The sequence below is a fragment of the Thermodesulfobacterium thermophilum DSM 1276 genome (genome assembly GCF_000421605.1).
Lineage (GTDB): Bacteria > Desulfobacterota > Thermodesulfobacteria > Thermodesulfobacteriales > Thermodesulfobacteriaceae > Thermodesulfobacterium > Thermodesulfobacterium thermophilum.
The window spans coordinates 1-24,885 of the sequence record NZ_ATXI01000005.1 but is presented as its reverse complement, the minus strand read 5'-3'; the positions used below and the strand labels follow the sequence as shown (position 1 = coordinate 24,885).

Here is a 24,885-nt window from a genome sequence, read left to right as displayed (position 1 = left end):
ACACTCTTGGGTTAGTTTATTGATTTCTTTTAATTTTATGATAACTTAAAAGAGATTTTAGGGTTTAAAACTATCTCTCAACAAGGAGGTTAAAGACTATGGATGAGGTAAAACAGGAAGAAACCAAAGAACTTCCTAAGTTGGAGAAAAAACTTGAGAAGATGACCATCAAAGAATTAAGGGAAATTGCCTTACAAATACCAGAAATTTCAGGTGTTCACGGAATGAACAAAGAAGAACTTATTTCTGCTCTTAAAAAAGTTTATGGTATAAAAGAAGAACCTAAAAAAGTTGGTGCCTCTATGAGGGAAATCAAGGCTAAGGTTAAAAAGTTTAAGGCCTTAGCTGAAGAAGCTAAAAAAAATAAAGACTGGACAAAATATGAAAGATACAGAAAATTGGCGGCTAAATTTAAGAAAAGAACAAGGAAACTTGCTAAAACTATGGCTTAATCGGAGGAAAAAATGAGTCTTCCTGTTTGGGAAACAAATCTAGAAAAAGTACCTCTTCTGAAAAGAGGAAAGGTTAGAGACATTTATGACTTGGGGGATAAACTTCTTATCGTAGCTACCGACAGGATTTCAGCCTTTGACGTAGTTCTTCCCACTCCTATTCCATATAAAGGTAAAATTTTAACCCAGATGAGCCTTTTCTGGTTTGACTTTTTAAAAGACATCGTAGACAACCATCTTATTACCGCAAACCTCGAGGAGTATCCTGAGGTTTTAAAAGAATATAAAGAAACATTAGCTCAACGCAGTATGTTGGTTAAAAAAGCTAAGGTTTTACCTGTAGAATGTATCGTCCGGGGATACATCACCGGGTCTGCCATGAAAGAATATCAAAAAACAGGGCAAGTTTGTGGAATACCTTTACCACCTGGCTTAAAAGAAGCTGATAAGCTACCTGAACCTATTTTTACCCCCTCAACCAAAGCAGAAATAGGAGAGCATGATGTCAACATCACTTATCAAGAAATGGAAAAATTAGTAGGCAGTGAGGTCGCTCAATTTTTAAAAGAAACCTCTTTAAAGATTTATAAAAAAGCTTCTGAGTATGCAGAAAGCAGAGGGATTATCATAGCAGATACCAAGTTTGAGTTTGGTATTTACGAAGATAAGATTATCTTGGTAGATGAAGTTTTAACCCCAGATTCATCACGTTTTTGGCCCAAAGATGAGTATCAACCTGGGAAAACTCAGAAAAGTTTTGATAAACAGTTTATAAGAGATTGGTTAAAATCTATTTCTTGGGACCCCCAAAATCCCCCTACCATTCCTGAGGACATCGTGTTAAAAACCAGAGAAAAATATTTAGAAGCCCTCTACAGGCTTACAGGAAAGACCTTGTAGTGTTAGGCCCAATAACATGTAAAACCATAGACCTATCTTCTGTGTCGACAGAAGATAGGTCCTATCTTTTTTCTTTTCCTAAAAGAGACATTTTTTTGATTGAAAGTATCAAAAATTGGGGGTTATTACAACCCCCTATCCTTTATCTTCCAAAAGAAGGAGCCTTTCAGATAATTTGCGGAGAAGGTAGAGTTTTAGCCTGTAAAACCATTGGATTTAAAGAGATTAAAGCTCTGGTTTTAAAAAACCTCTCTCCCAAAGAGCTCTTACTTATTTCTTTAGAAAGCAATCTTTTCCGAAATCTGAATTTAGTAGAAAAAGCTGAATTTCTAAACAAAGCCATACCTCTTTTCACCTTAGACGAAATCCTTATTCTGATGAAAAAAATTAATCTTCCTCCTAATAATATATGGCTTAAAATTTTACTTGAAATAAATAAATTAGACATTGAATTTAAAAATTTAATCATTAATGATAAACTAAACCTTCATATTTTGCAATTTTTTAAATTTTTAAATGAAACAGAAAAAAAAGAGTTTTTGTTGGTGATAACTCGGCTCAATCTAAGTTTTAGCGAACAACGAGAGGTGTTGGAAAAACTTTTAGACCTAAAGCGCCGTTTAAGGTTAACTTCCTTATTACCTGAGGAGCTAAAAGATGCCTTAAACTATGAGGAGTTTAACCAGAGAAGAAAAACTTTTTTTGAAAGACTAAAAGAGCTTTATTACCCTAACTTATCCGCAAAAATGATGACTTTAAAACCCTATATTGAGAAATTACAAAAAAAACAGATAAACGTAAAACTATCTCCTTACTTAGAAAAAAAAGAAATAGAACTTATTTTTAAGGTTAAAGATAGTCAAGAATTCTCTCAAAAAATTGAGTTTTTAACTCAAAATGAAGAAGTTATCAAGAAAATTTTAGAAACAATCTAAAAACTTTAGGGTTGTAAGGTCTTTTGCCAGAGGTTGATGAAAAGTTCTTTAAAAACCTGATAAGGGTTTTTAAAATCTCTTTTTAAAGAAAGGTCTGCCTTATATAGTTCCTCAAACACTTGAGGAAGATTTTTTATTTTTTCTAAATGCTTTTTAAGGTTAAAGATTCGGTAGGGATGCCGTTCAGTTAACACTTTAGGAATTTCTACTATAGGGTCGGTTTTGATCTCCTCCCATTTTTTGGAAAATTGACTAAACCTTTCTTCTTTTTTCAATTCAGGGTGTTTTTCCAAAAATTCTGCTAATATCTGAAAAATCTTAAAAGATTTATACAGATAACTTAAAATTCTATGAGGTTCTTCTTTATGGTCCAAAAGTTGTGCAACTATCCTGTAGGCTTTCTCTGGGCCAGACTGAAAAAGACTTTCTTCCACCATAAAAAGCACTTCCTCTTCGAGAGGGATGGTTACGCTCCATACATCTTCTTCTGTAATCACAGCTCTTTCTTCAGTATATAGCAAAAGTTTATCAAGCTCATTTAAAAAATGATGATAATCTTTTCCTACCAAGGACAAAAAAAGTTCGGTGGTTTTTCTGTCCATAGTTTTTCCAGTTTCTTTAAGTTTGAGGATAAGCTCTGTTTCTAAGAAATCCTCCTCTTTTTTAAAGTTAAAAAAGACTATCGCCCCTTTTTGCAAGGCAAATTGATATAAAGGTCTATTTTCCTCAAATTTTTCTGCTATGATAAACCAGGTAAAAACAGAGGTTTCTTTTTCTAAGCTTTTTATTATCTCTTCCTCTTTAGAAAGTTCTATGTTTTCTCCTCCTAAGATTAAATAAACTTTTCTCAAACCAAAAAGTCCTTCCTGATATCCTTTTATCTTAGAAAAAGTCTTTTTATCTTCTTTATCGTTTAGGTTATAAACTTCTATGGTAGAACCTTTGTCCTGTAAAATATTATAGATTTCTTTTGCTTTTTCTTTACAAAGTTGTGGCTCTCCTATAAAAATATAAACCGGAGCAATCCGTTTTTGTTTGGCAAGTTCTAAAACCTTTGAAAAGGTTAAAACTGGCATAACAAATTTAGCTTTTTAAGAGAGCTTGGATTTGTTCTGGTTTAACCAACCTTATCAGGTTGGTAGACCCAACCTTTCCTACAGGATACCCCATGGTTAAAACTAACGTATCTTTTTTCTTAATAAGCCCTTTTTGATAGGCCCTTACCAAAAATTCTTTTACCATCCCGTCTACCGTTTTTACCTCAGAAAGCACAAAACAAGGATAAACCCCCCAAACTATCGTAAGACGTCTTAAGATTTCTTCGTCATGGACGTTGGCTAAAATCAACTCCTTAGGTCTAAACTTAGCTATCCGCATGGCAGAACTGCCAGATTTAGTAAAAACTACGATAGCTTTGGCTTTAACCTCAGAAGCTAACACACAACTACTGTAGGCAATGGCAAAATCTGAAGACACTTCCTGATAAGTTTCTTCTAAGTAAGGATATAGCTTTTCAGTTTCTTTGATGATTTTAACCATCATTTTTACACACTCTACAGGGAAGTTGCCTATGGCTGTCTCGTCTGAAAGCATCAAAGCATCAGCCCCGTCTAAAACCGCATTGGCTATGTCTGAAACATCAGCTCGAGTAGGCATGGTAGAATTGATCATAGAGGTTAACATCTGGGTGGCGATGATGACAGGTTTACCCTTTTTATTGGCTTTTTCAACTAAAATTTTTTGCACCACAGGAACTTTTTCAATAGGAACCTCTACCCCAAGGTCTCCCCTTGCCACCATAAGTCCGTCAGCTACCTCTAAAATTTCTTCTATGTTTTCAAGAGCAGTTTGTGTTTCTACCTTGGCAAACACAGGTTGACCTTTACCAAATTTCTCTATCACCTCTTTACAAGCTAAAACGTCTTCTTTTCTATTTACAAAAGAAAGGGCCACAAAATCTATTTCATTCTGGAGTCCAAACAATAGGTCTTCTTTATCTTTAGTAGTAAAAGCTGGTATGGAAAGAGAAATACCAGGGAAATTAAGACCTTTTTTAGAGGAAATAACCCCTCCCTGCAATACCTCAGTAATAACTTTATCCTCTAAAACTTTAACCACTCTTAACTTAATTAAACCGTCTGCTACATAGATAAGGTCTTTCTCTTTTAGGTCTTCAAGGATTTCGGGATACTCTACAGAAACCTTAGAACAATCTCCTGTCTTTTCTCCCAAAATCTTGGTTTTATGTAGTTCCAGAATCTCTCCTGCATGGACTAAAAAGGGTTTTTTAACTTCTCCTATCCGTATTTTAGGGCCTGAAAGGTCTTGTAAAATACCTACCGGAAGTTTTAACTCTGCCGAAGCCCTTCTTATAAGTTTTATACTTTGCTTATGGTATTCATGGTCTCCATGAGAAAAGTTTAACCTAAAAACATCGACCCCAGCCTTTATCAACTTTTTTATCAAAGAAAGATCTTGAGTCTTGGGACCTATAGTGGCTACTATCTTTATTTTTTTCATAAGTTAGGTTTTGCTAAGCTTTTTTAAGTATGCGAAACATTCTTCTTTTGGCATAGGTTTGGCAAACCAAAATCCTTGAAAATAGTTACAACCTAACTCCTTTAAAACCTTAAATTGTTCTTTGTTTTCCACTCCTTCAGCTATGGTTTTAATGTTAAGTTTTTTAGCCAGTTTTATTATGGTTTCTAAGATAAAAAAAGTTTTCTTGTCTCTTAAGAAATCTCTGACAAAACTTTGGTCTATTTTTATAAAGTCTATCGGTAAATCTTTTAGATAATGTAAAGAGGAATAACCTGTCCCAAAATCATCTATCAAGATGTTGATTCGATAAAACTTGAGCATTTTCAAGAGTTTGTTTACTTTTTCTAAATTAGTAGCTAAAGCATGTTCTGTTATTTCAATCCCCAAGCAACAAGGTATGTTTTTTAACAGGTCTGTTTTTTTAGAGAGTATTTCAAAAATGTGCATAGATTCTAAGCTTTTAGAAGAAATGTTGATTGAAACAGGTTTTTGAATGTTTACCAAGGTTTCTAAATTTTTATCTATGCTTATTTCTTCAAAATCCTTCAAGTAAGGGCTGTTTTCTAAGTAATCTATAAAATCTCCTGGGTTAAAAACTTTTCCATCCGCTTTTATCCTAACCAGGGCCTCAAGCCCTGCAACCTCAAGGTCAGACGAAAAATAAGGTTGATAGTAAAAAACAAAGAGATGTTCCTGAATAGCCTTTTTAACCAGATTTTCTACAAAAAATATGTTTTCTACGTGTTTTTCTACATAAGGATTAAAAACTTCTATCAGATTAGGTCCCTTTTTTTTCACCTCACTTAATAAAACATTAGCCTTTCTCCAAAGTTCAATAAAAGTATTCCCATCTTCTGGATAAAAAACAATACCTCCTTGAAACTCTAAAAATACCCTTTCTCCTTCTTTTACTTCAATAGGTAGGGTAAAAATTTCGTGAATTTTTTTTATCAAACTATAAGTATCTTTTTTTTCATAATCTATCAAAAATAAAGAAAAACTATCTCCTACCGGACGAGAGATTAACGCATTAGGAAAAGACTCTTTCAACCTCTGAGCAACGGTTGTCAAAACTTTATCTCCTGCCTCAAGTCCGTAAAAATGGTTTATGTAAGAAAAGTTGTATATATCTAACAACACAAGGATACCTTCTTTCACCACCTGCAACAGGTCGGTTGTTTTTTGAGCAAATCCCTGGTAGTTTAACAAACCTGTAAGCAGGTCCTGAGTTAACATCTTTTGCTTTTCTATTTCAAAAATTATTTCTTTGGTGAGGTTTTTACCTAAGATGATAACTTTCTTATAATCGGCAAACTTAACTAAAGTTAATTTTATTTCTAAAAAACTTCGTTTTTTGGTTGAAGAAAGAGAAATAATCTTTTTTATAGTATTTAAACCCTTTAAAACCTGATTTATTTCTTCAGAGGTAATACCTAATAACTTAAATATGTTAACTTCAAAAGGGTCTTCCTCAAACTCAAGTTCATGGAAGGCAACCGGATTTAAGTATTCTAACTTTCCGTCTACATCAGCAATGATTAACATGTCTTCACTTTGTTTGATAAAGTCGTTAAAAACTTGTATCCTTAAAAAAAGTCTAATTTTTTTAGAGCAAAAGAAAGGTTGTTTTTGAGCTCTTCTAAAAGCTCTAAGTAGTCTTCTGTAAAAAAGTTGGGCTCATCCGCCCAAAGCACCAACACATGAGAAACCCGTTTTCCTTTCATTATAGGAACACTGCAAACCGATCTTACGTTTAAAGCCTTTAAGATCTCAGAAACATCTTTAAGGTAATGATACTTTTCCACATCAGGTATTATGTTTATTTTTTTTTCGTGAAAAGCTTTATAAAAACTGAGGGTTTGATTTTCTAAAGAAAAAAGATAAGGATCAAGCCTATTTATAAAGCTTAGGGTTTCTGGATAATACAGAATAGACTTAACTCTTCTGGTTAGTTCATCTATCTCTCCTATCCAAGTTCCTTTTAATTCCAGGACCTTGACCAAGGTTTTCACAACTTTATCAAACAACTCCTCTTCAGAATAACTTTCTATCATTAAATGATTAATCTCTTTTAACACTTCGATGAGCTTTTTATACCTTACCTCTGAGGTTATGTCTATTACTAAAGATAAGCCCCCAAAATCTCCTTGAAAAACTATGGTATCTTCATAAACGTTAAACCACCTTTTTCTGCCTTGTTTAGTTTTTACAGGTATTTCATAGTAAACAGTGGGAAAAAACTCTCCTGTGCATCTTCTTTTTATGTTTTCTTTTACCACCTCTTTAATCTTTTCCTCAAAAAAGAGATCTTCCATTTTATAGTCTTTAAAATCTTGAGGTTCATAGTTTAGTCGTTTTAGGACATATTCATTAGCCAATAAAACCTGGTCATCTCGGTAGATTAACATACCTAAATATGAAGATTTATAAAAAAGTTCATAAATCAAGGCCTTTTCCCATAGGGTTGACAAAAGTTCTGGCAGTATAGCAAAGGTTTTTATAAACTGTTCTTCTTGGGAGACAAGATCAACCTCTAATCCCTTTAAAGTAAAGGGGTTTAGAAAAAAGTCTCTTAACCATAAAAAATAAGGAGAACCTGGGTTGAGCATGAAAAAATGTATATCATGGTAAGATATGGGTAACCAGAAGTTAGATCTAAATATTTCTTGATTATTTTTTAAAAAATCAGCTGATAGTAAAGCAAGGTCTATGTGTTTTTTTAAAAAAGAATCTTTAATCTCCTTTTGAGAGGAAAACAAGATAGGCAAAACTCTATTTAAAGAAATAGGGAAATCTTGATATAATACTAAGAGCAAGTTTATCAGACAAGGATTTTTTAAAAGTCCTAATTTTAAAAATTCTTTTTCTTTGTGATTAAACTCTAAAAAATCCTTTCTGCTTATCAAACAAAAGTTGGAATGACCTAAACCTTTCACCTTAGCTACAGGGATAAAGCCCTTTTTAACAAGAGCACAACAGTTAACAAAAGAGGAAAAATAGATATCTGGAAGAAAAGAATCTAAATACCTAAGCTCCTCTTCCAGATCTCTGGAGATTTTTAGCTCAATCTTTAACCCTGTTTTCTTTACAATTCCATCAACAAATTCTTCCCAAACTAAAGACCTATCCTTTTGGCAATTACAAACCGCAAAAGTTAAGAAATTTTCCATAACACCTAAAAAAATTTTTTAAAAGTATTTTAACATAATTTTCCCATGTAAACAACCTAACCAAGTTTTTGATAAAATTTTTAAAATTAGTATTGACGTCAAAAAAATTTTTTTTAAAATAAAATTTAAGTAGACCAAAAACATCTACTTAAGAGGGGAATTGTGGAGTTTACAGCCGCACAGGACTATGCGATAAGGATGGTTCTTTATCTGTCCTGTATCTATTTATATCAAGGGAAAAAAATCGCTTCTCGAGAAGAAATTTGTCAAGCGATGGACATACCCAAAGCCTTTTTAGCTAAGATTGCTCAGTTTTTAGAAAAGGCAGGAATTTTAACCATAAAAAGAGGTAAAACCGGTGGGTATCAGTTGTTAAAAAAACCTTCACAGATTTCTTTGTTAGAGGTAGTCGAAGCGTTTGAAGGCCCTATTACCTTTACCCGATGTTTTATCAAAAAGGAACAGTGTAAAAGAATCGAATTTTGTCCGGTAAACAAGGTACTGCATGATATAAACGAGTGTTTTAGAGAAAAACTTTCTTCTTACACCTTTGATAAACTTGCAGAGGCAGAAATATTAGCCCTTAAAAAAGAGTAAACATAAAAACTAAAGGGGGGGCTTTATGGATGTATTATGGTTGTCAAGGCTTCAGTTTGCAGCAGCAGCCATTTTTCATTTTTTGTTTGTACCCCTTACGTTAGGTCTTTCTTTTTTGACTGCTATCTATCAAACCCTATGGCTTAAGACTGGAGATGAAGATTTTAAGCGGGCTGCCAGGTTCTGGGGTAAAATCTTTCTAATCAACTTTGGGTTAGGTGTAGTTACAGGAATAACCCTTGAGTTTCAGTTTGGAACCAACTGGCGTTATTATTCTGAATACGTAGGGGATGTTTTTGGACCTCTTTTGGCTATAGAGGCTACCTTAGCTTTTTTCCTTGAGTCTACTTTTATCGCGGTGTGGTGGTTTGGCTGGGATAGGCTTAGTCCTAAGGTTACCACCACTGCCATTTGGTTAACAGCTATCGCCTCAACCATTTCCGCGCTTTGGATTTTACTTGCCAACGGCTGGATGCAAAACCCTGTAGGTTTTGAGATAAGAAATGGAAGGGCAGAACTTACTGACTTTTGGGCCCTTTTAACTAATCCCTTTGGCTGGTCTCAGTTTTTCCATGTAGTCCCAGCAAGTTTTACCCTTGGCGGCTTTTTTGTTTTAGGTGTGTGTGGTTATCACCTTCTTAAGAAAAGAGAGGTAACCTTCTTTAAAAAATCTTTTAGAATAGCAGCTATTTGGACTTTAGTTTGGGCTATTATAGTGGTGGTGCTTGGGCATCATCATGGGGCTATAGTAGCTAAAACTCAGCCTACCAAATTAGCGGCGATGGAAGCTCTTTGGGAAACCAAAAAAGGTGCTGATTTTGCGCTTTTACTTATACCTGATGAAAAAAATGAACGAAACGTGGTAGAAACTTTTAAAATTCCAGGGATGGTAAGTTTACTTGCTTATCACAACTTTAACGCAGAGGTAAAAGGCCTTAAGGAATGGCCTAAAGAAGAAAGACCTCCTGTAGCCCTAAACTTCTGGAGTTTTAGGCTTATGGTTGGCCTTGGTTTTCTCTTTCTCTTTCTTGGTCTATGGGCTTGTATAAGAAGAAACAGTCCAGAAAACTGCCCTCTCCTTTTAAGACTACTTATAGTAAACATACCCTTACCTTATATCGCTTGTCAGCTTGGATGGATTGTAGCTGAGGTAGGAAGACAACCCTGGATAGTTTATGGGCTTATGAAAACTAAAGATGCAGTATCCCCTCTTTCTGTCAGTCAGGTAGCTATTTCTTTTCCGGCCTTTATCATAGTGTATGGAATTTTAGGCTTTGTGTGTTTTTGGTTAATCATTAAAACTGCGATTAAAGGACCTGAAAAAGAAGCGGTAAAAACCTTGGGATATTAAAATAAAAATTTAAAATAAGGGGGTGAAAAAATGGAAGGCAACATTTACCAAATAATATGGTTTGTTCTCTGGGCTGTACTTTGGACAGGATATTTTGTTTTAGACGGATTTGACCTTGGAGCAGGCTCAGCCTTCTATCTTCTCGGTAAGAAAGAAGAAGAAAAAAAGGCTATTTACCAGGCCCTTGGTCCTTTTTGGGACGGGAATGAAGTCTGGTTAATCACCGCAGGAGGGGCTACCTTTGCAGCCTTTCCTAAAACCTATGCCGTTATGTTTAGCTCCCTTTATTCAGCCCTACTTTTATTGCTATTTTCTCTTATCCTTAGAGGTGTTTCTATAGAATACCGCAATAAATACGACAAACCTCTCTGGAAAACCTTATGGGATTTAGGGTTTTTCTTGGGAAGTATATTGCCACCTTTTCTTCTTGGGGTAGCCTTTGCCAACATTTTTCAGGGTATACCTATAGATGAAAAGGGTATATATCACGGCTCTCTCTTTACCTTACTTAATCCTTTTGGAATTTTAGGAGGAATTCTTTTTGTGTTTTGTTTTGCTGCTCATGGTTGTAATTGGATAGCTTTTAAAACAAACGGAGAGCTATCAGAAAGAGCAGCTACTCTTTCTAAAAAATTTACGGCCATCACACTTGTGTTAGCTGGGCTTTTCTTCTTTGGTGCTTATCTTTCTACCAATCTTTGGGAAAACTATTTTAAGTGTCCTTTACTTTTGATTATACCTTTAATCTCGGTAATAGGTTTCTTGATGGTATTTCCCTTTTTAATCAGGAAAAACTTTTTAGGGGCTTTTTTAGCCTCAGCTGTAGGAATATTAGGTTTTTCTGCCTGGGGTTTTGTAGGCCTTTTCCCCAACATGCTCCCCTCTTCTCTTAATCCTGCCTGGAACCTAACCATCTATAACAGCTCTTCAAGCCTTCTCACCCTTCAAATCATGACAGCGGTAGCCCTGATTTTTGTCCCTATAGTTCTGGCTTATACTTTTTGGGCTTATAAAACCTTTAGTTTTAAAGTTACCTCTAAAGAAAATTAGTTTTCATGAGAGGGAGGCAGTTTTAAATTGCCTCCCTCTTCCTAACCTAATAAGGTATTACCGTTATTCCAAGAGTTAAGTCCTATCTTATATACAACCCAGGATTAAACTTGACTTTTTAAAAAATTTTTATATAAAGAAAAAGAAGTAAGTAAGTACAAACATATCAAAAATAGGAGGTGTACTATGTACGGGTATGCAGGAAAAATTTTAAGAATTAACCTCACCAATCAAACCATTAAGGTTGAAGATTTAAATGCTGAATGGGCTAAGAAGTATATTGGAGGAAGAGGGCTTGCGAGTAAGTATTTATATGAGGAAATAAACCCAAAAGTAGAACCCTTTAGCCCCGAAAATAAGTTGATAATTACCACAGGTCCTCTTACCGGTACCTCTGTCCCTACAGGTGGAAGATATATGGTAGTTACTAAATCTCCTCTGACAGGGGCCATAGCTTGTTCTAACTCCGGAGGTTTTTTTGGTGCTGAACTTAAAGCTGCTGGTTATGACATGATAATCCTTGAAGGTAAAGCTCCCAAACCAGTCTATATCGCCATAGAAGACGATAAGGTTGAAATAAAGGATGCTACCCATCTCTGGGGAAAGTTAGTTTATGAAACCACCGACCTTTTAAAACAAGAATACGGAGATAAAGCCAAAGTCCTTGCGATAGGACCAGCAGGGGAAAAATTAGTAAGGATCGCTGCGGTGATGAACGATTATGATAGAGCAGCAGGAAGGTCTGGAGTGGGTGCTGTTATGGGGTCTAAAAACGTAAAAGCTATAGTAGCCAAAGGTAGTAAGGGTGTTTCTGTGGCTGACGAACAAAAAGTAAAAGATGTAGTAGCAAGCAAGATAAAAATCATTCGTGAAAACCCTGTAACTGGGGAAGGACTTCCTGCATACGGAACAGCCATTTTGGTAAACATAATAAACGAGCATGGTATCTTCCCTGTGGCTAACTTTCAAAAAGCCTATACCCCTGAGGCTGATAAGATAAGTGGAGAAACCATGGCTAAAACTATTTTAACCAAAAAACATGCCTGCTTTAGATGTCCTATAGCCTGTGGAAGGGTGGTAAGGTTAAAAGATGGAAAAGAGGTTGGTGGACCTGAGTATGAAACTGTATGGTCTTATGGAGCCAACTGTGAGGTTTATGACTTAAATGCCATTTCTGAAGCTAACTACTGGTGTAATCAGTATGGATTAGACACCATCTCTACAGGTGCTACCATAGCAGCTGCTATGGAACTTTATCAAAAAGGATACATCAAAGACGATGAGATAGCTAAAGATGGATTATCTCTTAAGTTTGGAGACCCTGAGGCAATAGTAGGCTGGACGATAAAAATAGGAAAAAGAGAAGGCTTAGGAGATAAGATGGCAGAAGGTTCTTACAGGTTATGCGAGGCCTACGGTGCTCCCGACCTTTCTATGAGTGTCAAAAAACAAGAATTACCTGCTTATGACCCAAGAGGGGTCCAAGGACATGGTTTAGTTTATGCCACAGCCAACAGGGGTGGATGCCATGTGAGAGGATATCTTATCTCTGCTGAAATCTCGGGTATTCCTCAAAAGCTTGACAGGTTCTCTACAGAAGGCAAGGCTGAATGGGCAAAAATTTTCCAAGACCTAACCGCGGTTATAGATTCTCTTGGAATGTGCCTTTTCACCTCCTTTGCTTTAGGGCTTAAAGACTATGTAGACCTGATGAATGCCGTTTGTGGTACCGACTACACAGAAGAAACCCTTCTTGCCGCAGGAGAAAGAATCTATAATTTAGAAAGACTGTTTAACTTAAAAGCCGGTATAGACCCATCTCAAGATACCCTTCCCAAGAGGTTGCTTGAAGAACCAATCCCTGAAGGCCCTTCCAAAGGTGTAGTACATAAACTTTCAGACCTTTTGCCTAAATACTACGAGGTAAGAGGTTGGGACGAAAAAGGTTATCCTAAGGAAGAAACCCTAAAAAGATTAGAAATCTAAGAATTAAAAGAGTTAGCTGTAGAATAAAAAAAGGGCTTCGGTAAATTTTACCGAAGCCCTTTTTTAACGATCGATCCTTTTCAACATTTCTTATATAGGAGGTATTTCTTGATTTTTGAAAAATTATACTTAGAACTTACCAACAAATGTAACTTTAACTGCAAAATCTGTTATCGTCACGGCTGGGAAGAGACCTTACAAGATATAGAGTTTTCTCTTTTAGAAAAAATTTATCGGGAAATAAAACACTTAGATTTAAAAGAAATAGTTTTAGGGGGTATAGGAGAGCCTCTTTTTTATCCGTACATAAAGGAAACGATAAAACTGTTTTCTAAGTTTAATCTTACCCTAACTACCAACGGAAGTCTGTTAAAAGATGACCTGTTAGAAATAGTTGCTACTAAAATAAAAAAATTGGTGGTCTCTATTGATGGTAGTTTTGAAGTTTACGAAAAGATACGAGGATATCCCTTAACCAATCTGATAGAAAATCTTAAAACCTTGAGTGAAATTAAACAAAAACTTAAGTCTGAACATCCTCTTTTATTGGTAGAATTTGTGCTATCCAAAGAAAACCAAGAAGAACTTCTTAAGATGATAGACCTTTGCAATGAAATAAAAGCCTATCAACTTATCATTTCTCAGCTTGTGCCTCAGGTAGAAAGCAATAAAGATAATATACTCTATAAAAAGTACCTTAACCAAGAACTCAAGGATCTGTTTGAAAAGGTTAAGCTTTATGCTTTAAGAAGTGGGTTAAAACTGGTTTTACCTAAGGTTGAGCTTAAGACTGAAAGATATTGTCCTTTTATCGAGGAAAAAGCTTTGGTAGTAGGGTCAGACGGCAAGGTTTATCCTTGCTACCGGTTTTCTCATAATATGATAGAATATGTTTTTGGTAGAAAAAAACGTATATACAAACATCCCTTTGGAGACTTAAGGGAAAAAAGTTTAACAGAAATTTTTGGAAGTCCTCAATATAGAGATTTTTACTACCGGATCTATGCAAACAGATATCCTTCTTGTATCGATTGTGACCTGGTAGATGGCTGTGAACTGGTAAAAACTTCTGAGTGTGACTGTTATGCTTTAATGCCTTCCTGTGGAGACTGTTTGTGGAGCAGAGGTTTTGCTCTATGTCCTTAAAACTGCAGGAGGTTAAGACATGATAAAGGTCAAACTTTTTGCCACCTTAAGAGAAGGTAGAGAAAATGAAATTGATTTTGAGTTTTTCCCAGGGATAAATGGAAGGTTTATTCTTGAAAAGCTTGCCATACCAGAGAAACAGGTAGCCATATTTTTGGTCAACGGAAGAGATTACTCCTTAGACGAACCTCTCTCAGACGGTGATGTTATTGCCATTTTTCCACCGGTTGGAGGAGGTTAGCCCTTGATAGCAAAAAGATATTTAAGAAACTTTAAGATGCTTTCTTTAGAGGATCAAGAAAGATTAAAAAAAACTAAGGTGTTGGTTGCTGGATGTGGAGGCCTTGGTGGATATGTGGTTGAAATGCTTGCAAGACTTGGTATAGGATGGATAACTGTGGTTGATGATGAGGTCTTTGAAGAAACCAACCTAAATAGACAGCTTTTTAGTACAGTTAATACTCTTGGGAAAAAAAAGGCTTTGGTAGCTAAAGAACGAATTTTAGAGGTTAATCCTGATGTAGTAGTAAACCCTATTTTAACCAGAATAGAGGAAAAAAACGCAAAAGAGGTTGTTGCTGGTCATGAGGTGGTGGTAGATGCCCTTGATAGCATCCCCCATAGAATTCTTCTTGAAAAAGTGTGTGAAGAACTAAAAATACCTCTGATCCATGGTGCGGTAGCAGGATGGTATGGTCAGGTTACAACCGTTTTGCCAGGAGATAGGACTTTATCTATGGTCTACAAAAATCATAAAGAAGGGATAGAAAAAGAATTAGGGACTCCTTCTTTTTCTCCTGCTGTGGTAGCTGGTATTCAGGTGTGTGAGGTATTAAAGGTAATCTTAAACAAAGGAGAGCCTCTTTCCAAGAAACTTTTATACATAGATTTACTTAATCAAGAATATCAGAAAATAGAGTTGCATTTTTAAGAAAGTTTTGTTTAATTAAATGATTATGAGACATGGTGGATGGTGTTGGAAAAAACATGGGTTTAAAGAATGTGGTTTAAGAAAAACCCAGGCAAGAGAAGCCTTAATTAAACTTCTCAGTCAAACAGAAGGCCATCTTACAGCCGAAGAAATTTTCTGGAAGCTAAAAGAAGTATTACCTGGTATAGGTCTGGCTACTGTATACCGAACTTTAGAACTTCTCACCCAGCTTGGCATAATCAAAAAATTAGACTTTCAAGAAGGTAAAGCCCGTTTTGAATTCATAAAACAGGAAGAAAGAGACCATCATCATCTTATATGCAAAGTTTGTGGTAAAATTATTAACTACACGCCTTCTGAGGAATATCAGGTTTTAAAGGATTTAACCGAAAAGATAGAAAAAGACTTTGACTTTAAGGTTGAAACCTTAGAAATTCAAGCCTACGGTGTTTGCAAGGACTGCAAAAGATCGTAAGAACAATCTTTCTTAAATACCTCTTTTTTGTTTTTATGAAGTTCTCAAAAATTTTTTCTTTTTTCAAACAAATTATCCTTGACTTTTATCATTTTTTAAATATAAAAATTTTTTATTAACTTTTAAAAGTTAGGAGGTAATAGGATGTTTGATAGTTTAAACAAGAACCTCAGATTAAGGTGGAAGCTTACCATACCTTTGGTTTTGGTTCTTTTTATAGGAATTGCAATTACTGTTTTTGTAACCAGTTATAGTCTATACTATATAAATCTTTATCAAGCTAAAACCAAAACATTACCCCATTATGCTAAGGCTGTAAAAGAAGCCTTAATCAAAGATATGGCAAGTCCTAATTATAAAGAACTAAGAAATTACTATCTCTATTCTCTGGGTAACGTTAAAGTTTTAAAAAGCCCCAAAATTGAGGCTCAATTTGGCGGAAATAAAGAAGGTTCTTTTGATTTACCATCAAAAGAGAAAGAAGCGGTATTGGCTGGTAAAGAATTTTTCGTCAAAGAAAAAGATACCTTAAAAGGGATTTATCCTCTTAAAGCTGAAAACAGATGCTTGAGTTGCCACAAGGTAAACGAAGGGGAGGTTTTAGGGGCTCTGGTGTTAACCCTCCCGTATAATGATATATTTTCTATCATCACTAAAACTCAAATCACATACGGAGTGCTTGGATTTTTAGGAATCATAGGAGCTTTCTTGGCGGTTTATATAGCTTACATCGTCTCCCATAAACCTTTAGACCGTTTAGCCTTGGTGTTACAAAAAATGGCTGATGGGGATTTAACGGTAAAAGTGCCTTATATAGACTATAAAGACATCACAGGAAGGGTAGCAAGAAGCATTCACAAGCTACTTACCGCTTTTATCGAACTTAACGAAAAAACTCTTTCCTATTCTCATCGCTTAGCTGAGGCAACAGACGAAAACTTTAAATATGTAGATAAAACCTCTGAGAATGCAAAACAGTTAGCAACTCAAGCCTCCCAAATAGCGGCAGCAATCGAGGAAATGACAGCTACCATCGGAGACATTGCTAAAAACGCAACCTCTGTGTCAGACTTAGCCTCTCAAAACATAGAGATTGCGATTGAAGGTAAAACCCTTTCAGAAGAATCAGGTAGGATTGTTTTAAAAGCTAATCAGGAAACTATGGCCCTAAAGCAGGTGATGGATAGCTTAAATCAAAGGGCTGAAGAAATCGATTACATCGTTCAGCTAATAAAAGATATAGCTGACCAAACCAATCTCCTTGCACTTAACGCAACGATTGAGGCTGCCCGTGCTGGGGAGCATGGAAAAGGTTTTGCGGTGGTAGCTGATGAGATAAGAAAATTAGCCGACAGAACATTAAAGGCTACCCAAGAAATCGCAGAAAAAATAGGTAACATCCAGCAGGATACTCACCAAGCCTTTAACAAAATGGAAACTACCGCTAAAGAGGTGGATAATGCCTTAGCCTCTTTAGAAAAAGTAAAACAGGTTTTAAACCAAATCGTAACCTCTTCTCAAAACGTTAAAGATGCTATCTCTCAAATCGCTGCTGCCACAGAACAACAGTCTGTTGCCAGCGAAGAAATCAGTAAAAACATCGAAAAAGTAGCCAAACTTTCGTCTGAAATAGATGGTTTTATAGAAAAGTTAGGACAATCTATCTATCACCTAATTTTGATTTCATCTGATTTAAGGCATACAGCAACCTCTGTGGTTACTCAAAAACTAAAAGAAAGTCTTTTTGATATCTTTAAAGGAGATCATGAAAGGATGTTTTTAAGAGTTAAGGCTCATCTAAAAGGTTGGGATAAACTCAACCCTGAACTCATAGGAAACTACGAAGGCTGTGGCATAGGTAAATGGTATTATGGGGAGGAAGGGGCTAAATTCAGAAATATACCTGTATTTAAGGAGTTTGAAGAGGTTCATAAACGTTGTCATCTCTTAGCTAAAGAACTTGTTTTAGCCTATGACTCCGGACAAACGGAAAAACTTCAGGCCTTAGAAAAAGAGCTTGAACAAGATAGCCAAAAATTGCGAGACTTATTAAACAAAATGGAAGAAATTTATATATCAGAGCTTAAAAAAACCTAAGATTACTCCCTAAAAGGGATGGCTAAGTTTCTGATATGAGTTTCTTTCTCTCTCCAGTCTTTTATTGTTTTTACCCAAAGGTCTAAGTATATCCTCTTTCCTAAAAGGAACTCTAACTCTTCTCTTGCAAGGGTGCCTATCTTTTTCAACATCTGCCCTTGTTTCCCTATGATGATACCCTTTTGAGAATCTCTTTCGATAAATATCGTTGCCTGGATATAAAGCAAGTTCTTTTCTTCGTCTTCTTTTATCTGTTCCACTTTAACCGCGGTACTATAGGGTATTTCCTGATAGGTTAGTTGAAAAATTTTTTCTCTGACGATCTCTGACACCAAAAGACTTAAAGGTAAATCGGTAACCCTTTCTGGTTCATAATAAAAAGGACCTTCTGGTAAAAGCTTCACCAATTCATCGATTATTCTTTCGATTCCGTCGTTTTTCAAAGCAGAAACTGGGATGATGGCCTTAAAGTCATGTAGTTTAGAAAAATAGTCTATCATAGGAAGAAGTTCGCTTTTCTTGATAAGGTCTATTTTATTTAAAACCAAGATGGTAGGCTTGTTGGCTTTTTTGATGATGTCTAAAAGTCGTTCTTCTTCAGGTAACCTATGGGTCACATCTACTACCCATAAAATGATATCTACTTCTTCTAAAGCCTCTAAAGCTTCTTCTATCATCATTTTATTAAAGAGAGATTTTGCGTCATGGATCCCTGGGGTATCTATGAAAACTATCTGATAGTTGTCTTGGGTAAGAACACCTTTTATGTTAAACCTGGTAGTTTGCGGTTTTGGACTTACGATAGAAACCTTAGTGCCTATTATCCGGTTTAATAACGTTGATTTACCTACATTAGGAAATCCTACGATAGCCACAAACCCAGATCTGGTTTTAGACTCTTTTTTTTCCTCAAAACTTTTAGTTTCTATACTCATCTGTAAACACCTCGGTATTTAAAATTTTTCTATTTAAAACAAACCTCTTTCCACAAACAGTCTATACAAGCCTCATTTTTCCATCTATCCCATACCTTAGGAAGCTTATCCTTTACCTCTGCTTTTTCTACCAAAAAACCTGGTTTTAACTTAAGAAGCTCTAAGGCTAAACGATCTTTTTGAGGTATCTTATCGGTTAGTTTGCAAACTTGGCCTTCAAGATAAGGGCAGGCTTTACAAACCATGTCAGGGCCTTCAACGATAACCACAGGAGATTTTTCCCAAGCCTCAACCACCTTGTTTAGGTTTTCTACAAAAGCTTTATTATACCCCAAACCTTTATAGAATTGTAAACAAATTAGATGATGCCCTCTAAGACCCTCCACCTTTTACTCCCCTTTTTCCTCAGTCTTCAGCTGTTTTAAGGCTTTTTTGGCTGCAAGGTTTTCTGCCTCTTTTTTAGAAGGACCTTTGGCTTTACCTAAGATTTTTCCGTTCATTTTTACCACCACCTCAAACTTAGGGTTATGAGGAGGTCCAGAAACAGAAACCACCTCATACTCAGGTCTTTCATGATATCTACTTTGTAAAAACTCCTGCAATTCTGTTTTGTAATCATATCCTATAACTTTCGGAAAATTTACTAAGTAAGGTTTAAACCATGTTTTCACCTTTTCACAGGCAACTTCAAGTCCACCTTCTAAAAATATAGCCCCTATAAGGGCCTCTAAAGCTCTGGCAGCTATATTTTCTTTACTCTTCAAATCGAGGTATTGCTCTCTTTTACCTAAATAAAGATAGTCTAAAAGATTTAATTTTTTGGCTACCTTTATCAAGGTTGCTTTACACACAAGGTATGCCCTTTTTTTAGTAAGTACACCTTCCTGATCTTTTTGGTATTTATGAAAAATCCACTGAGAAATGCAAAGATTTAACACAGCATCTCCCAAAAACTCAAGTCTTTCATTATCTTCTAAAGATAGTTCTTTATGACTTATTTTATAAGACTTATGAGTTAAAGCACTCTTCAACAGGTCTTTATTATGAAATCGAAATTCTATGATTTTTTCCAGTTCTTCCAGATCTTTTTCCATAGATTAACACCGTTAGCGAGCAACCAGAAAGGCATGCTTAAACCTTTGTTTTTTAAGAGTCTGTGAAAGAGCTAAGGCCTGTTGTAAATCATTGCTAAGATAAACTTGTACTCTATAAAAGATACAGTCTCCTTTGATAAAAGGTTCTATCTCTACCTTAAAGGACTCTTTTTCCAATTGTCTCTTAAATTGTAAGGCATTTTCTCTTTGTTTAAAAGATCCTACCTGAAGATAAAACTCTCCTTTATTAAAATCAGGAATAGAGGTATATACCATTTGATTGTCCTTGATTTCTCCTTCTCCCAGAGCTATGATTTTAACCTTAGCTGTTCCTTTACCGATAAGTCCCAACTCTTTAGCTGCAGCATAGCTAAGGTCAAGACATCTTTCTCCTACAAAAGGACCTCTATCATTAACCCTTACCACTACCTGCTTTCCGTTTTCAAGGTTGGTAACCAGAAGATAGGTCCCCATAGGAAGTATCTTATGGGCTGCGGTATAATCATACATGTTGTATATTTCTCCACTTGCGGCAAACTCACCGTGAAAACCAGGCCCATACCAGGAAGCCACACAAACCTCTTCATATTCTTTGGCTGAAGGCAAAGGATAGTAAGTTTTCCCATTAATGGTATAAGGTTTTAACCAGCCTGGTAGGGTTGAAGAGGGGACTGAGCGACTGTATTCGTCATTTAAAACTACTGGTTTAGGAGGTTTAGCACATCCGGTAAGAAACAAACAAAAACCCAGCACCCAGGCTAATCTTCTTACCATAAACTATCTCTTAGCTAAGGTCTGAGCAAACTTTTTGGCAAAATAGGTGATGATAAGGTCTGCTCCTGCTCTTTTAATGGCTATCAAACTTTCAAACATGATCTTTTCTTCATCAAGCCATCCTAACTTAGAAGCAGCTTTTATCATAGCATACTCTCCGCTAACCTGATAAGCAGCTAACGGATGGTTAAATTCTTGTCTTATTGTTTTTATTACATCTAAATAGGGCATAGCAGGCTTAACCATCAAAATGTCTGCACCTTCTTGAACGTCTAAATAAGCCTCTCTTAAAGCCTCTCTTATGTTAGCAGGATCCATCTGATATGACCTGCGGTCACCAAACTTAGGGGCTGACTCAGCAGCCTCCCTAAAAGGCCCATAAAAAGCCGAACAATATTTAACTGCATAGCTCATGATAGCTACGTCAGTGAAGCCTGCTTCATCAAGAGCTTCTCTAATCCGCCCTACCCTTCCGTCCATCATGTCCGAAGGAGCAACTATGTCAGCACCTGCCTTGGCATGAGAAACAGCAATCTTAGCAAGTTGCTCTAAGGTGGCATCATTATCCACCGTATGATTTTTGATTATTCCACAATGTCCATGAGAAGTGTATTCACAAAGACAGACGTCTGTAATAACCACAAGGTCAGGAAATTTTTCTTTTAAAGTTCTAACAGCTTTTTGGACTATACCCTCTTTAGCATAGGCTGAACTACCTACTTCATCTTTTCTATCAGGTATGCCAAAAAGAAGAACCGCTTTAATCCCTAATTCCACTACCTGCTTTACTTCATCTATAAGCTGGTCTAAAGAAAACCGATAAACCTCTGGCATAGATTTTATTTCCTGTTTTACCCCTTTACCTTCACACACAAAAAGAGGATAGATCAAATCATCTACCGTAAGAATGGTTTCTCTTACCAAGGAACGGATGCTTTCGTTTTTTCTTAGTCTTCTTGGTCTATACTCTGGGAAAAACATCTTTCCTCCTATTCAAAAGTCAAGGCTTTTTCTAATAGATGATAAAAAGTCTTCAAATCTTCCTTATAATTTTCTGTAAGATGGATAAGGATAACAGGCTTTTTCCTTTCTACCAGGGCCTTAAAATCTGCACAGGCCTGAGCAAACTGTTGGTCCCAAAAGGTATATCCTTCCCCTGAGATTATCTGCTCAGGGTTTCTACCTTTTCTGGTAAAAATCATAAACCTTGAAAGAATAGGACCCCCTTTATGCATCTGTCCTGTAGAATGCAAATACCTTGGTCCAAAACCAAAAACGGTGCTACAATTCTTTCTTTCACGAACAAGGGTCCTAAAATCCCTAAAAATGTCTTCGATCTCAGAAGTTGGGGGAAGATAAGCCAAAAATCCCACATAAGTCCAAGGAGAAAAATCCTTAAAGAACTTTTTAAGTAAGGCTGAAAATTTAGGAAATTCGATCGATATGGTGTCTTCATAATAGAAACTAATACCCGTAGATTCGTCTAAATAAAGTTCTATGCCGAAATCCCTCTCTTGTTTGAACTTTTCTAAAAATTCTCTGGTTTTTTCTTTGGTAAGCACCACATCTGGTTCATCAAAGGGATTTAAAGTAAGAAAATAACCACAAAGGGCGGTGGCTAACATCCAGCGAAAAACTTCAGCAAAAATTTCGTATCTTTCATCCAAAACATAGGTTTTTACCCTGAAACCTTCTTCTGTAAGGTCTGAAATCAACCTCTGATAAATCTTTTCTCTACCTTTAAGGGTAAGATAGATAAAAGTTCTATCATTTCCATAAACAGTAGGAGACCCTGGAGATTCTCCTACTATGGGAACTAATCCTGTTAAGTTCTTCCCTAAACTTTCCGCTAAGAGTTGTTCTAACCATAAGGCAAAGGGCTTAAGCAATGGATCAGTAATAAAAGAAATTTTATCCTGCCCCTGCACATAAGCCTCTACCAAAAACTCAGCCAAAGAGGCAGCCAAGTTATATCCCCAAGGAATGTCTGCATGACAAGCCTCATACATCTTTTGGGCATAGCTTAAGGCTTTATTCAGATCAAGACCCATCAAAGCAGCAGGTAAAAAACCAATTTCAGAAAGAGCGGCATATCTTCCACCTATACAAAGAGGATGGGGGAAAACCTTTCTAAAACCAAGCTCTTTAGCCAGTTCTTCAAGAGGAGAGCCCTGATCGGTTAGAGCTACAAAATGATTACCAGGGTTTAAGCCCTTTTCTTCTAATTTCTGCCAAAAATACTTTAAATGAGAAAGGGTCTCTAACGTAGTCCCCGATTTAGAAACGATAAAAAATAAGGTTCTTTCTAACGGTAAGTTTTCTACTTGCTTAATAATCTCTGGGTCGTTGGTATCAACCACCAAAAATTGAGGATAGCCTGGCTGAGGACCAAACATCTGAGCTAACACCAACGGAAAAAGAGCAGAACCACCCATCCCACACCAAACTATGTGAGAAAACTCACTTTTTACCTCTTCAGCAAAAGCCTGATAATCTTTTATTTTGGGTAAAATAGGAGTAACTCCGTCTATCCAATCTAAACGTTTTTTTATCTTTTCTTGAATTGCTGGGTCAGAACTAAAAAGAGAGGCATCTTTTTGAAACAACCTTTGTAAAAGTTCTTGCTTTTGTTCGTTAGACAGGGTTCTCGGACGTTTGATGTGTCCAAAATCTCGATAAGTTTTAACAATCTTGGGAGGTTGAGACATTTAAAACTCCTTTTGGGTTGATTTATCCAAGTATTTTAAGAAAAAAGAACGATTTGTCAAGCCAATCAGAGGGCATCCAAAAATACTTTATCGTTCTAATACAAAAGGACTGACTATTTCTTAGCCCTTAGTTTTACCTTACAGCTCTTTGATCTATGGTAACTTCTGCTATATACAAAATTTTTTATGTCAGAAAATCAAAAAAGAGAATAAAATTTTTTAGACCTCTACACGTTGAGGGTTGCATTTTTAGAAATATATGTTATCTTTATGTTTATAACGTGGGGCTGTAGCTCAGCACGGTTAGAGCGCCTGCCTGTCACGCAGGAGGCCGCGGGTTCAAGTCCCGTCAGCCCCGCCATTTTCTTCTATATCTTTTTAACTACTAATAAAAAACTTTAAAGAATTGACAATTGTTTAGTTCCTTGAGTTGACTTTATCTAACTTTATCTAAAGTTGGCTTATTCTTTGTAAATACTTGTCCATATCAAACTTTCTCCTAAGTCTGTATCTGATTTTTCCAAAAATTTTTCTTTCTGGCCAAGGATGGTCGCAAGTTCCAAAACACCAAGATATTCCCAAATATCCATTTGGGTCCTTTCCATCTAAGGAGTACTTAAATAACAGGCTATGTTAAAGGCTTCTTTAGGGTGAGCTGCCCACTCGATCAACTTTTTACACCAATACATTCTCATGTAGTTATGCATTTTCCCAGTCTTCAGAAGTTCCTTTTGTGCAGCATTCCAATAACTATCATGGGTGTTGGCTTCTTCTAAATCCTTTAGGCTATATAAATATTCTCGCCTGTCGTTTAAGTGTTCTTCTAAAGTCTGTCTGGCCCAATTGGGGATTCCTTCAAACTCGTTGTACAAGGGGTTGTAATAGCAAAAGTTGCGTGCAAGTTCTCTCCACACTATCAGTTCGTTAAAAAAAAGCCTCTACATTTTCATCCCTTTTGTCATAAAACTTAAGAACTTCTAAAACAACCCTAACTGGAGATATTTGTCCAAAATGCAAGTATGGGCTTAAGTCTGATTGATAGTTATAACCAGGGTTTGATCGAAGGGCCTTATACCTGTGAAGCCTTTCTCTTATAAAAGTTTCTAATCTATTAAAAGCTTCCTCCTCTCCCCCACGAAAATGTTTGCTTACTTCTTCTACGCTTTTATCTATATTTAATCTCTTGATTAGTTCTTCGACCTCTTTTGGATGTTCTTCGTTAAAACCAAAGTGTCTCATCTGTCTCAGGAAAAAAAGGGCTTTTATGGCTTGAGTAAGGCCAGGGAAATCATCACTCACCATTACCATAACCCTCTTTTAACTCCCCTCTTTATCAAATCATTAAGTATCTGGAGCCAGTCCTCCTTCGTCTCTGAACCAAAATAAATGTAATAAGAAAGTAAATTTTTTCTTCCCTCCATATCTATTCCGATGATATTATAAATAACTGCTTTTCTGATTCTGTTGGCTTCGGTATCTTTTATCTGAGTATGATAAGCGTCTATAAACATAGCAAACAAATTTTCTGGCAATTCTTTGGTTTTTAATTCTTTGGCTTGGTTATACAATTCTTCTTTAATTTCTTCTATTTGTTCTGGGGAGTAGGGGAGTTTCATAGATTGCAAGAGGGCTTTGATTTTATTGGGGGAGTAGCTTTGGAGAACGAGGTTAAGGATAAAGTCCTGGAAGGATTCATCAGCTTTTTGCCATTCAGGAGGAAGAATAGCAGGTCTGAATTCAGAT

The 24,885-nt window shown here is 36.1% G+C and carries 24 protein-coding genes, 1 tRNA gene and 1 pseudogene; 13 read left to right on the top strand and 13 right to left on the bottom strand.

Features of this window, described 5'->3' with window-relative positions; translation table 11 throughout:
- Positions 1 to 98 precede the first annotated feature (98 nt).
- From H529_RS0103040 to H529_RS0103030, 3 genes are read left to right on the top strand one after another with little or no spacing between them, the layout of a single operon-like run.
- Positions 99 to 452 carry a Rho termination factor N-terminal domain-containing protein gene (locus H529_RS0103040; RefSeq protein WP_022855090.1) on the top strand — a complete coding sequence of 118 codons (354 nt, stop codon included), beginning with the start codon at positions 99 to 101 and terminating at the stop codon, positions 450 to 452.
- 12 nt (positions 453 to 464) lie between these two features.
- Positions 465 to 1,352: a phosphoribosylaminoimidazolesuccinocarboxamide synthase gene (locus H529_RS0103035; RefSeq protein WP_022855089.1), complete on the top strand. Its 888-nt coding sequence runs from the start codon at positions 465 to 467 to the stop codon at positions 1,350 to 1,352.
- Positions 1,352 to 2,287 carry a ParB/RepB/Spo0J family partition protein gene (locus H529_RS0103030; RefSeq protein WP_022855088.1) on the top strand — a complete coding sequence of 312 codons (936 nt, stop codon included), beginning with the start codon at positions 1,352 to 1,354 and terminating at the stop codon, positions 2,285 to 2,287. The genes H529_RS0103035 and H529_RS0103030 overlap by 1 nt, the downstream gene beginning before the upstream one ends.
- Before the next feature lie 5 nt (positions 2,288 to 2,292).
- Here H529_RS0103030 and holA read toward each other — a convergent pair whose 3' ends face one another.
- From holA to H529_RS0103010, 4 genes are read right to left on the bottom strand one after another with little or no spacing between them, the layout of a single operon-like run.
- A complete protein-coding gene (holA, locus tag H529_RS0103025) occupies positions 2,293 to 3,363 on the bottom strand; it encodes a DNA polymerase III subunit delta (RefSeq protein WP_022855087.1) in 1,071 nt (356 codons plus the stop codon).
- Between the two features lie 7 nt (positions 3,364 to 3,370).
- On the bottom strand, positions 3,371 to 4,807 hold the full coding sequence (gene pyk / locus H529_RS0103020) for a pyruvate kinase (protein WP_022855086.1): 1,437 nt from the start codon (positions 4,805 to 4,807) through the stop codon (positions 3,371 to 3,373).
- A 3-nt stretch (positions 4,808 to 4,810) separates the two neighbouring features.
- On the bottom strand, positions 4,811 to 6,373 hold the full coding sequence (locus H529_RS0103015) for a putative bifunctional diguanylate cyclase/phosphodiesterase (RefSeq protein ID WP_022855085.1): 1,563 nt from the start codon (positions 6,371 to 6,373) through the stop codon (positions 4,811 to 4,813).
- Positions 6,374 to 6,414: 41 nt separating this feature from the next.
- Positions 6,415 to 7,998 carry a GAF domain-containing protein gene (locus H529_RS0103010; protein ID WP_022855084.1) on the bottom strand — a complete coding sequence of 528 codons (1,584 nt, stop codon included), beginning with the start codon at positions 7,996 to 7,998 and terminating at the stop codon, positions 6,415 to 6,417.
- A 162-nt stretch (positions 7,999 to 8,160) separates the two neighbouring features.
- On the opposite strand from H529_RS0103010, the gene H529_RS0103005 reads away from it, so the two are divergent.
- The 9 genes from H529_RS0103005 to H529_RS0102965 all read left to right on the top strand — a co-directional run bounded on the left by H529_RS0103005 (position 8,161) and on the right by H529_RS0102965 (position 17,631).
- The gene (locus H529_RS0103005) at positions 8,161 to 8,595 is read left to right on the top strand and encodes an RrF2 family transcriptional regulator (RefSeq protein WP_022855083.1); all 435 of its coding nucleotides are present in this window, start codon (positions 8,161 to 8,163) and stop codon (positions 8,593 to 8,595) included.
- A 25-nt stretch (positions 8,596 to 8,620) separates the two neighbouring features.
- Entirely contained in the window at positions 8,621 to 9,946 is a 1,326-nt protein-coding gene (locus tag H529_RS0103000; RefSeq protein ID WP_022855082.1) for a cytochrome ubiquinol oxidase subunit I, read from the top strand.
- 30 nt (positions 9,947 to 9,976) lie between these two features.
- Entirely contained in the window at positions 9,977 to 10,996 is a 1,020-nt protein-coding gene (gene cydB, locus H529_RS0102995) for a cytochrome d ubiquinol oxidase subunit II (RefSeq protein WP_022855081.1), read from the top strand.
- A gap of 186 nt (positions 10,997 to 11,182) precedes the next feature.
- Positions 11,183 to 12,982, top strand: coding sequence for an aldehyde ferredoxin oxidoreductase family protein (locus H529_RS0102990; RefSeq protein WP_022855080.1), 1,800 nt, complete (start codon positions 11,183 to 11,185; stop codon positions 12,980 to 12,982).
- A gap of 108 nt (positions 12,983 to 13,090) precedes the next feature.
- Positions 13,091 to 14,128, top strand: a complete 1,038-nt coding sequence (locus H529_RS0102985; RefSeq protein WP_022855079.1) for a tungsten cofactor oxidoreductase radical SAM maturase — start codon at positions 13,091 to 13,093, stop codon at positions 14,126 to 14,128.
- Positions 14,129 to 14,147: 19 nt separating this feature from the next.
- Entirely contained in the window at positions 14,148 to 14,369 is a 222-nt protein-coding gene (locus H529_RS0102980; protein ID WP_022855078.1) for a MoaD/ThiS family protein, read from the top strand.
- A gap of 36 nt (positions 14,370 to 14,405) precedes the next feature.
- Positions 14,406 to 15,059, top strand: coding sequence for a HesA/MoeB/ThiF family protein (locus H529_RS0102975; protein ID WP_033396771.1), 654 nt, complete (start codon positions 14,406 to 14,408; stop codon positions 15,057 to 15,059).
- Between the two features lie 19 nt (positions 15,060 to 15,078).
- The gene (locus tag H529_RS0102970) at positions 15,079 to 15,534 is read left to right on the top strand and encodes a Fur family transcriptional regulator (RefSeq protein ID WP_022855076.1); all 456 of its coding nucleotides are present in this window, start codon (positions 15,079 to 15,081) and stop codon (positions 15,532 to 15,534) included.
- A 144-nt stretch (positions 15,535 to 15,678) separates the two neighbouring features.
- Positions 15,679 to 17,631, top strand: a complete 1,953-nt coding sequence (locus H529_RS0102965; protein WP_022855075.1) for a methyl-accepting chemotaxis protein — start codon at positions 15,679 to 15,681, stop codon at positions 17,629 to 17,631.
- Between the two features lie 2 nt (positions 17,632 to 17,633).
- Here the strand turns inward: H529_RS0102965 and era are convergent, their stop codons facing one another.
- The 6 genes from era to H529_RS0102935 are packed head-to-tail and all read right to left on the bottom strand — an operon-like array spanning position 17,634 to position 23,142.
- Positions 17,634 to 18,566 (bottom strand): GTPase Era, encoded by a 933-nt coding sequence (era, locus tag H529_RS0102960; RefSeq protein ID WP_022855074.1) that lies wholly within the window; start codon positions 18,564 to 18,566, stop codon positions 17,634 to 17,636.
- A 29-nt stretch (positions 18,567 to 18,595) separates the two neighbouring features.
- Entirely contained in the window at positions 18,596 to 18,952 is a 357-nt protein-coding gene (locus tag H529_RS0102955) for a DUF1284 domain-containing protein (protein ID WP_028843015.1), read from the bottom strand.
- A 3-nt stretch (positions 18,953 to 18,955) separates the two neighbouring features.
- On the bottom strand, positions 18,956 to 19,660 hold the full coding sequence (gene rnc / locus H529_RS0102950) for a ribonuclease III (protein ID WP_028843014.1): 705 nt from the start codon (positions 19,658 to 19,660) through the stop codon (positions 18,956 to 18,958).
- A gap of 12 nt (positions 19,661 to 19,672) precedes the next feature.
- Positions 19,673 to 20,434, bottom strand: a complete 762-nt coding sequence (locus H529_RS0102945) for a septal ring lytic transglycosylase RlpA family protein (RefSeq protein WP_022855073.1) — start codon at positions 20,432 to 20,434, stop codon at positions 19,673 to 19,675.
- 3 nt (positions 20,435 to 20,437) lie between these two features.
- Entirely contained in the window at positions 20,438 to 21,415 is a 978-nt protein-coding gene (hemB, locus tag H529_RS0102940; RefSeq protein WP_022855072.1) for a porphobilinogen synthase, read from the bottom strand.
- 8 nt (positions 21,416 to 21,423) lie between these two features.
- A complete protein-coding gene (locus tag H529_RS0102935) occupies positions 21,424 to 23,142 on the bottom strand; it encodes a phosphoglucose isomerase (RefSeq protein ID WP_022855071.1) in 1,719 nt (572 codons plus the stop codon).
- Positions 23,143 to 23,425: 283 nt separating this feature from the next.
- On the opposite strand from H529_RS0102935, the gene H529_RS0102930 reads away from it, so the two are divergent.
- Positions 23,426 to 23,503, top strand: a tRNA-Asp gene (locus H529_RS0102930).
- A gap of 100 nt (positions 23,504 to 23,603) precedes the next feature.
- On the opposite strand, the gene H529_RS11690 is transcribed toward H529_RS0102930, so the two are convergent.
- The 3 genes and pseudogenes from H529_RS11690 to H529_RS10955 all read right to left on the bottom strand — a co-directional run.
- Positions 23,604 to 23,747 carry a hypothetical protein gene (locus tag H529_RS11690; protein WP_158506215.1) on the bottom strand — a complete coding sequence of 48 codons (144 nt, stop codon included), beginning with the start codon at positions 23,745 to 23,747 and terminating at the stop codon, positions 23,604 to 23,606.
- Positions 23,748 to 24,056, bottom strand: a complete 309-nt coding sequence (locus H529_RS11685; RefSeq protein WP_022855069.1) for a hypothetical protein — start codon at positions 24,054 to 24,056, stop codon at positions 23,748 to 23,750.
- 337 nt (positions 24,057 to 24,393) lie between these two features.
- Positions 24,394 to 24,885: pseudogene (locus H529_RS10955) on the bottom strand (transposase); the annotation flags it as partial.

Bases quoted from the DNA above. Each gene is read 5' to 3' on its own strand.
- hemB (WP_022855072.1), bottom strand. From the start codon at position 21,415: ATGTTTTTCCCAGAGTATAGACCAAGAAGACTAAGAAAAAACGAAAGC.
- H529_RS0103000 (WP_022855082.1), top strand. From the start codon at position 8,621: ATGGATGTATTATGGTTGTCAAGGCTTCAGTTTGCAGCAGCAGCCATT.
- H529_RS0102945 (WP_022855073.1), bottom strand. From the start codon at position 20,434: ATGGTAAGAAGATTAGCCTGGGTGCTGGGTTTTTGTTTGTTTCTTACC.
- H529_RS0102990 (WP_022855080.1), top strand. From the start codon at position 11,183: ATGTACGGGTATGCAGGAAAAATTTTAAGAATTAACCTCACCAATCAA.
- H529_RS0102980 (WP_022855078.1), top strand. From the start codon at position 14,148: ATGATAAAGGTCAAACTTTTTGCCACCTTAAGAGAAGGTAGAGAAAAT.
- H529_RS0102970 (WP_022855076.1), top strand. From the start codon at position 15,079: ATGATTATGAGACATGGTGGATGGTGTTGGAAAAAACATGGGTTTAAA.
- holA (WP_022855087.1), bottom strand. From the start codon at position 3,363: ATGCCAGTTTTAACCTTTTCAAAGGTTTTAGAACTTGCCAAACAAAAA.
- H529_RS0103010 (WP_022855084.1), bottom strand. From the start codon at position 7,998: ATGGAAAATTTCTTAACTTTTGCGGTTTGTAATTGCCAAAAGGATAGG.
- era (WP_022855074.1), bottom strand. From the start codon at position 18,566: ATGAGTATAGAAACTAAAAGTTTTGAGGAAAAAAAAGAGTCTAAAACC.
- pyk (WP_022855086.1), bottom strand. From the start codon at position 4,807: ATGAAAAAAATAAAGATAGTAGCCACTATAGGTCCCAAGACTCAAGAT.
- rnc (WP_028843014.1), bottom strand. From the start codon at position 19,660: ATGGAAAAAGATCTGGAAGAACTGGAAAAAATCATAGAATTTCGATTT.
- H529_RS0103040 (WP_022855090.1), top strand. From the start codon at position 99: ATGGATGAGGTAAAACAGGAAGAAACCAAAGAACTTCCTAAGTTGGAG.
- H529_RS11690 (WP_158506215.1), bottom strand. From the start codon at position 23,747: ATGGAAAGGACCCAAATGGATATTTGGGAATATCTTGGTGTTTTGGAA.
- H529_RS0102935 (WP_022855071.1), bottom strand. From the start codon at position 23,142: ATGTCTCAACCTCCCAAGATTGTTAAAACTTATCGAGATTTTGGACAC.
- H529_RS0102975 (WP_033396771.1), top strand. From the start codon at position 14,406: ATGCTTTCTTTAGAGGATCAAGAAAGATTAAAAAAAACTAAGGTGTTG.
- cydB (WP_022855081.1), top strand. From the start codon at position 9,977: ATGGAAGGCAACATTTACCAAATAATATGGTTTGTTCTCTGGGCTGTA.
- H529_RS0102965 (WP_022855075.1), top strand. From the start codon at position 15,679: ATGTTTGATAGTTTAAACAAGAACCTCAGATTAAGGTGGAAGCTTACC.
- H529_RS0103035 (WP_022855089.1), top strand. From the start codon at position 465: ATGAGTCTTCCTGTTTGGGAAACAAATCTAGAAAAAGTACCTCTTCTG.
- H529_RS0103015 (WP_022855085.1), bottom strand. From the start codon at position 6,373: ATGTTAATCATTGCTGATGTAGACGGAAAGTTAGAATACTTAAATCCG.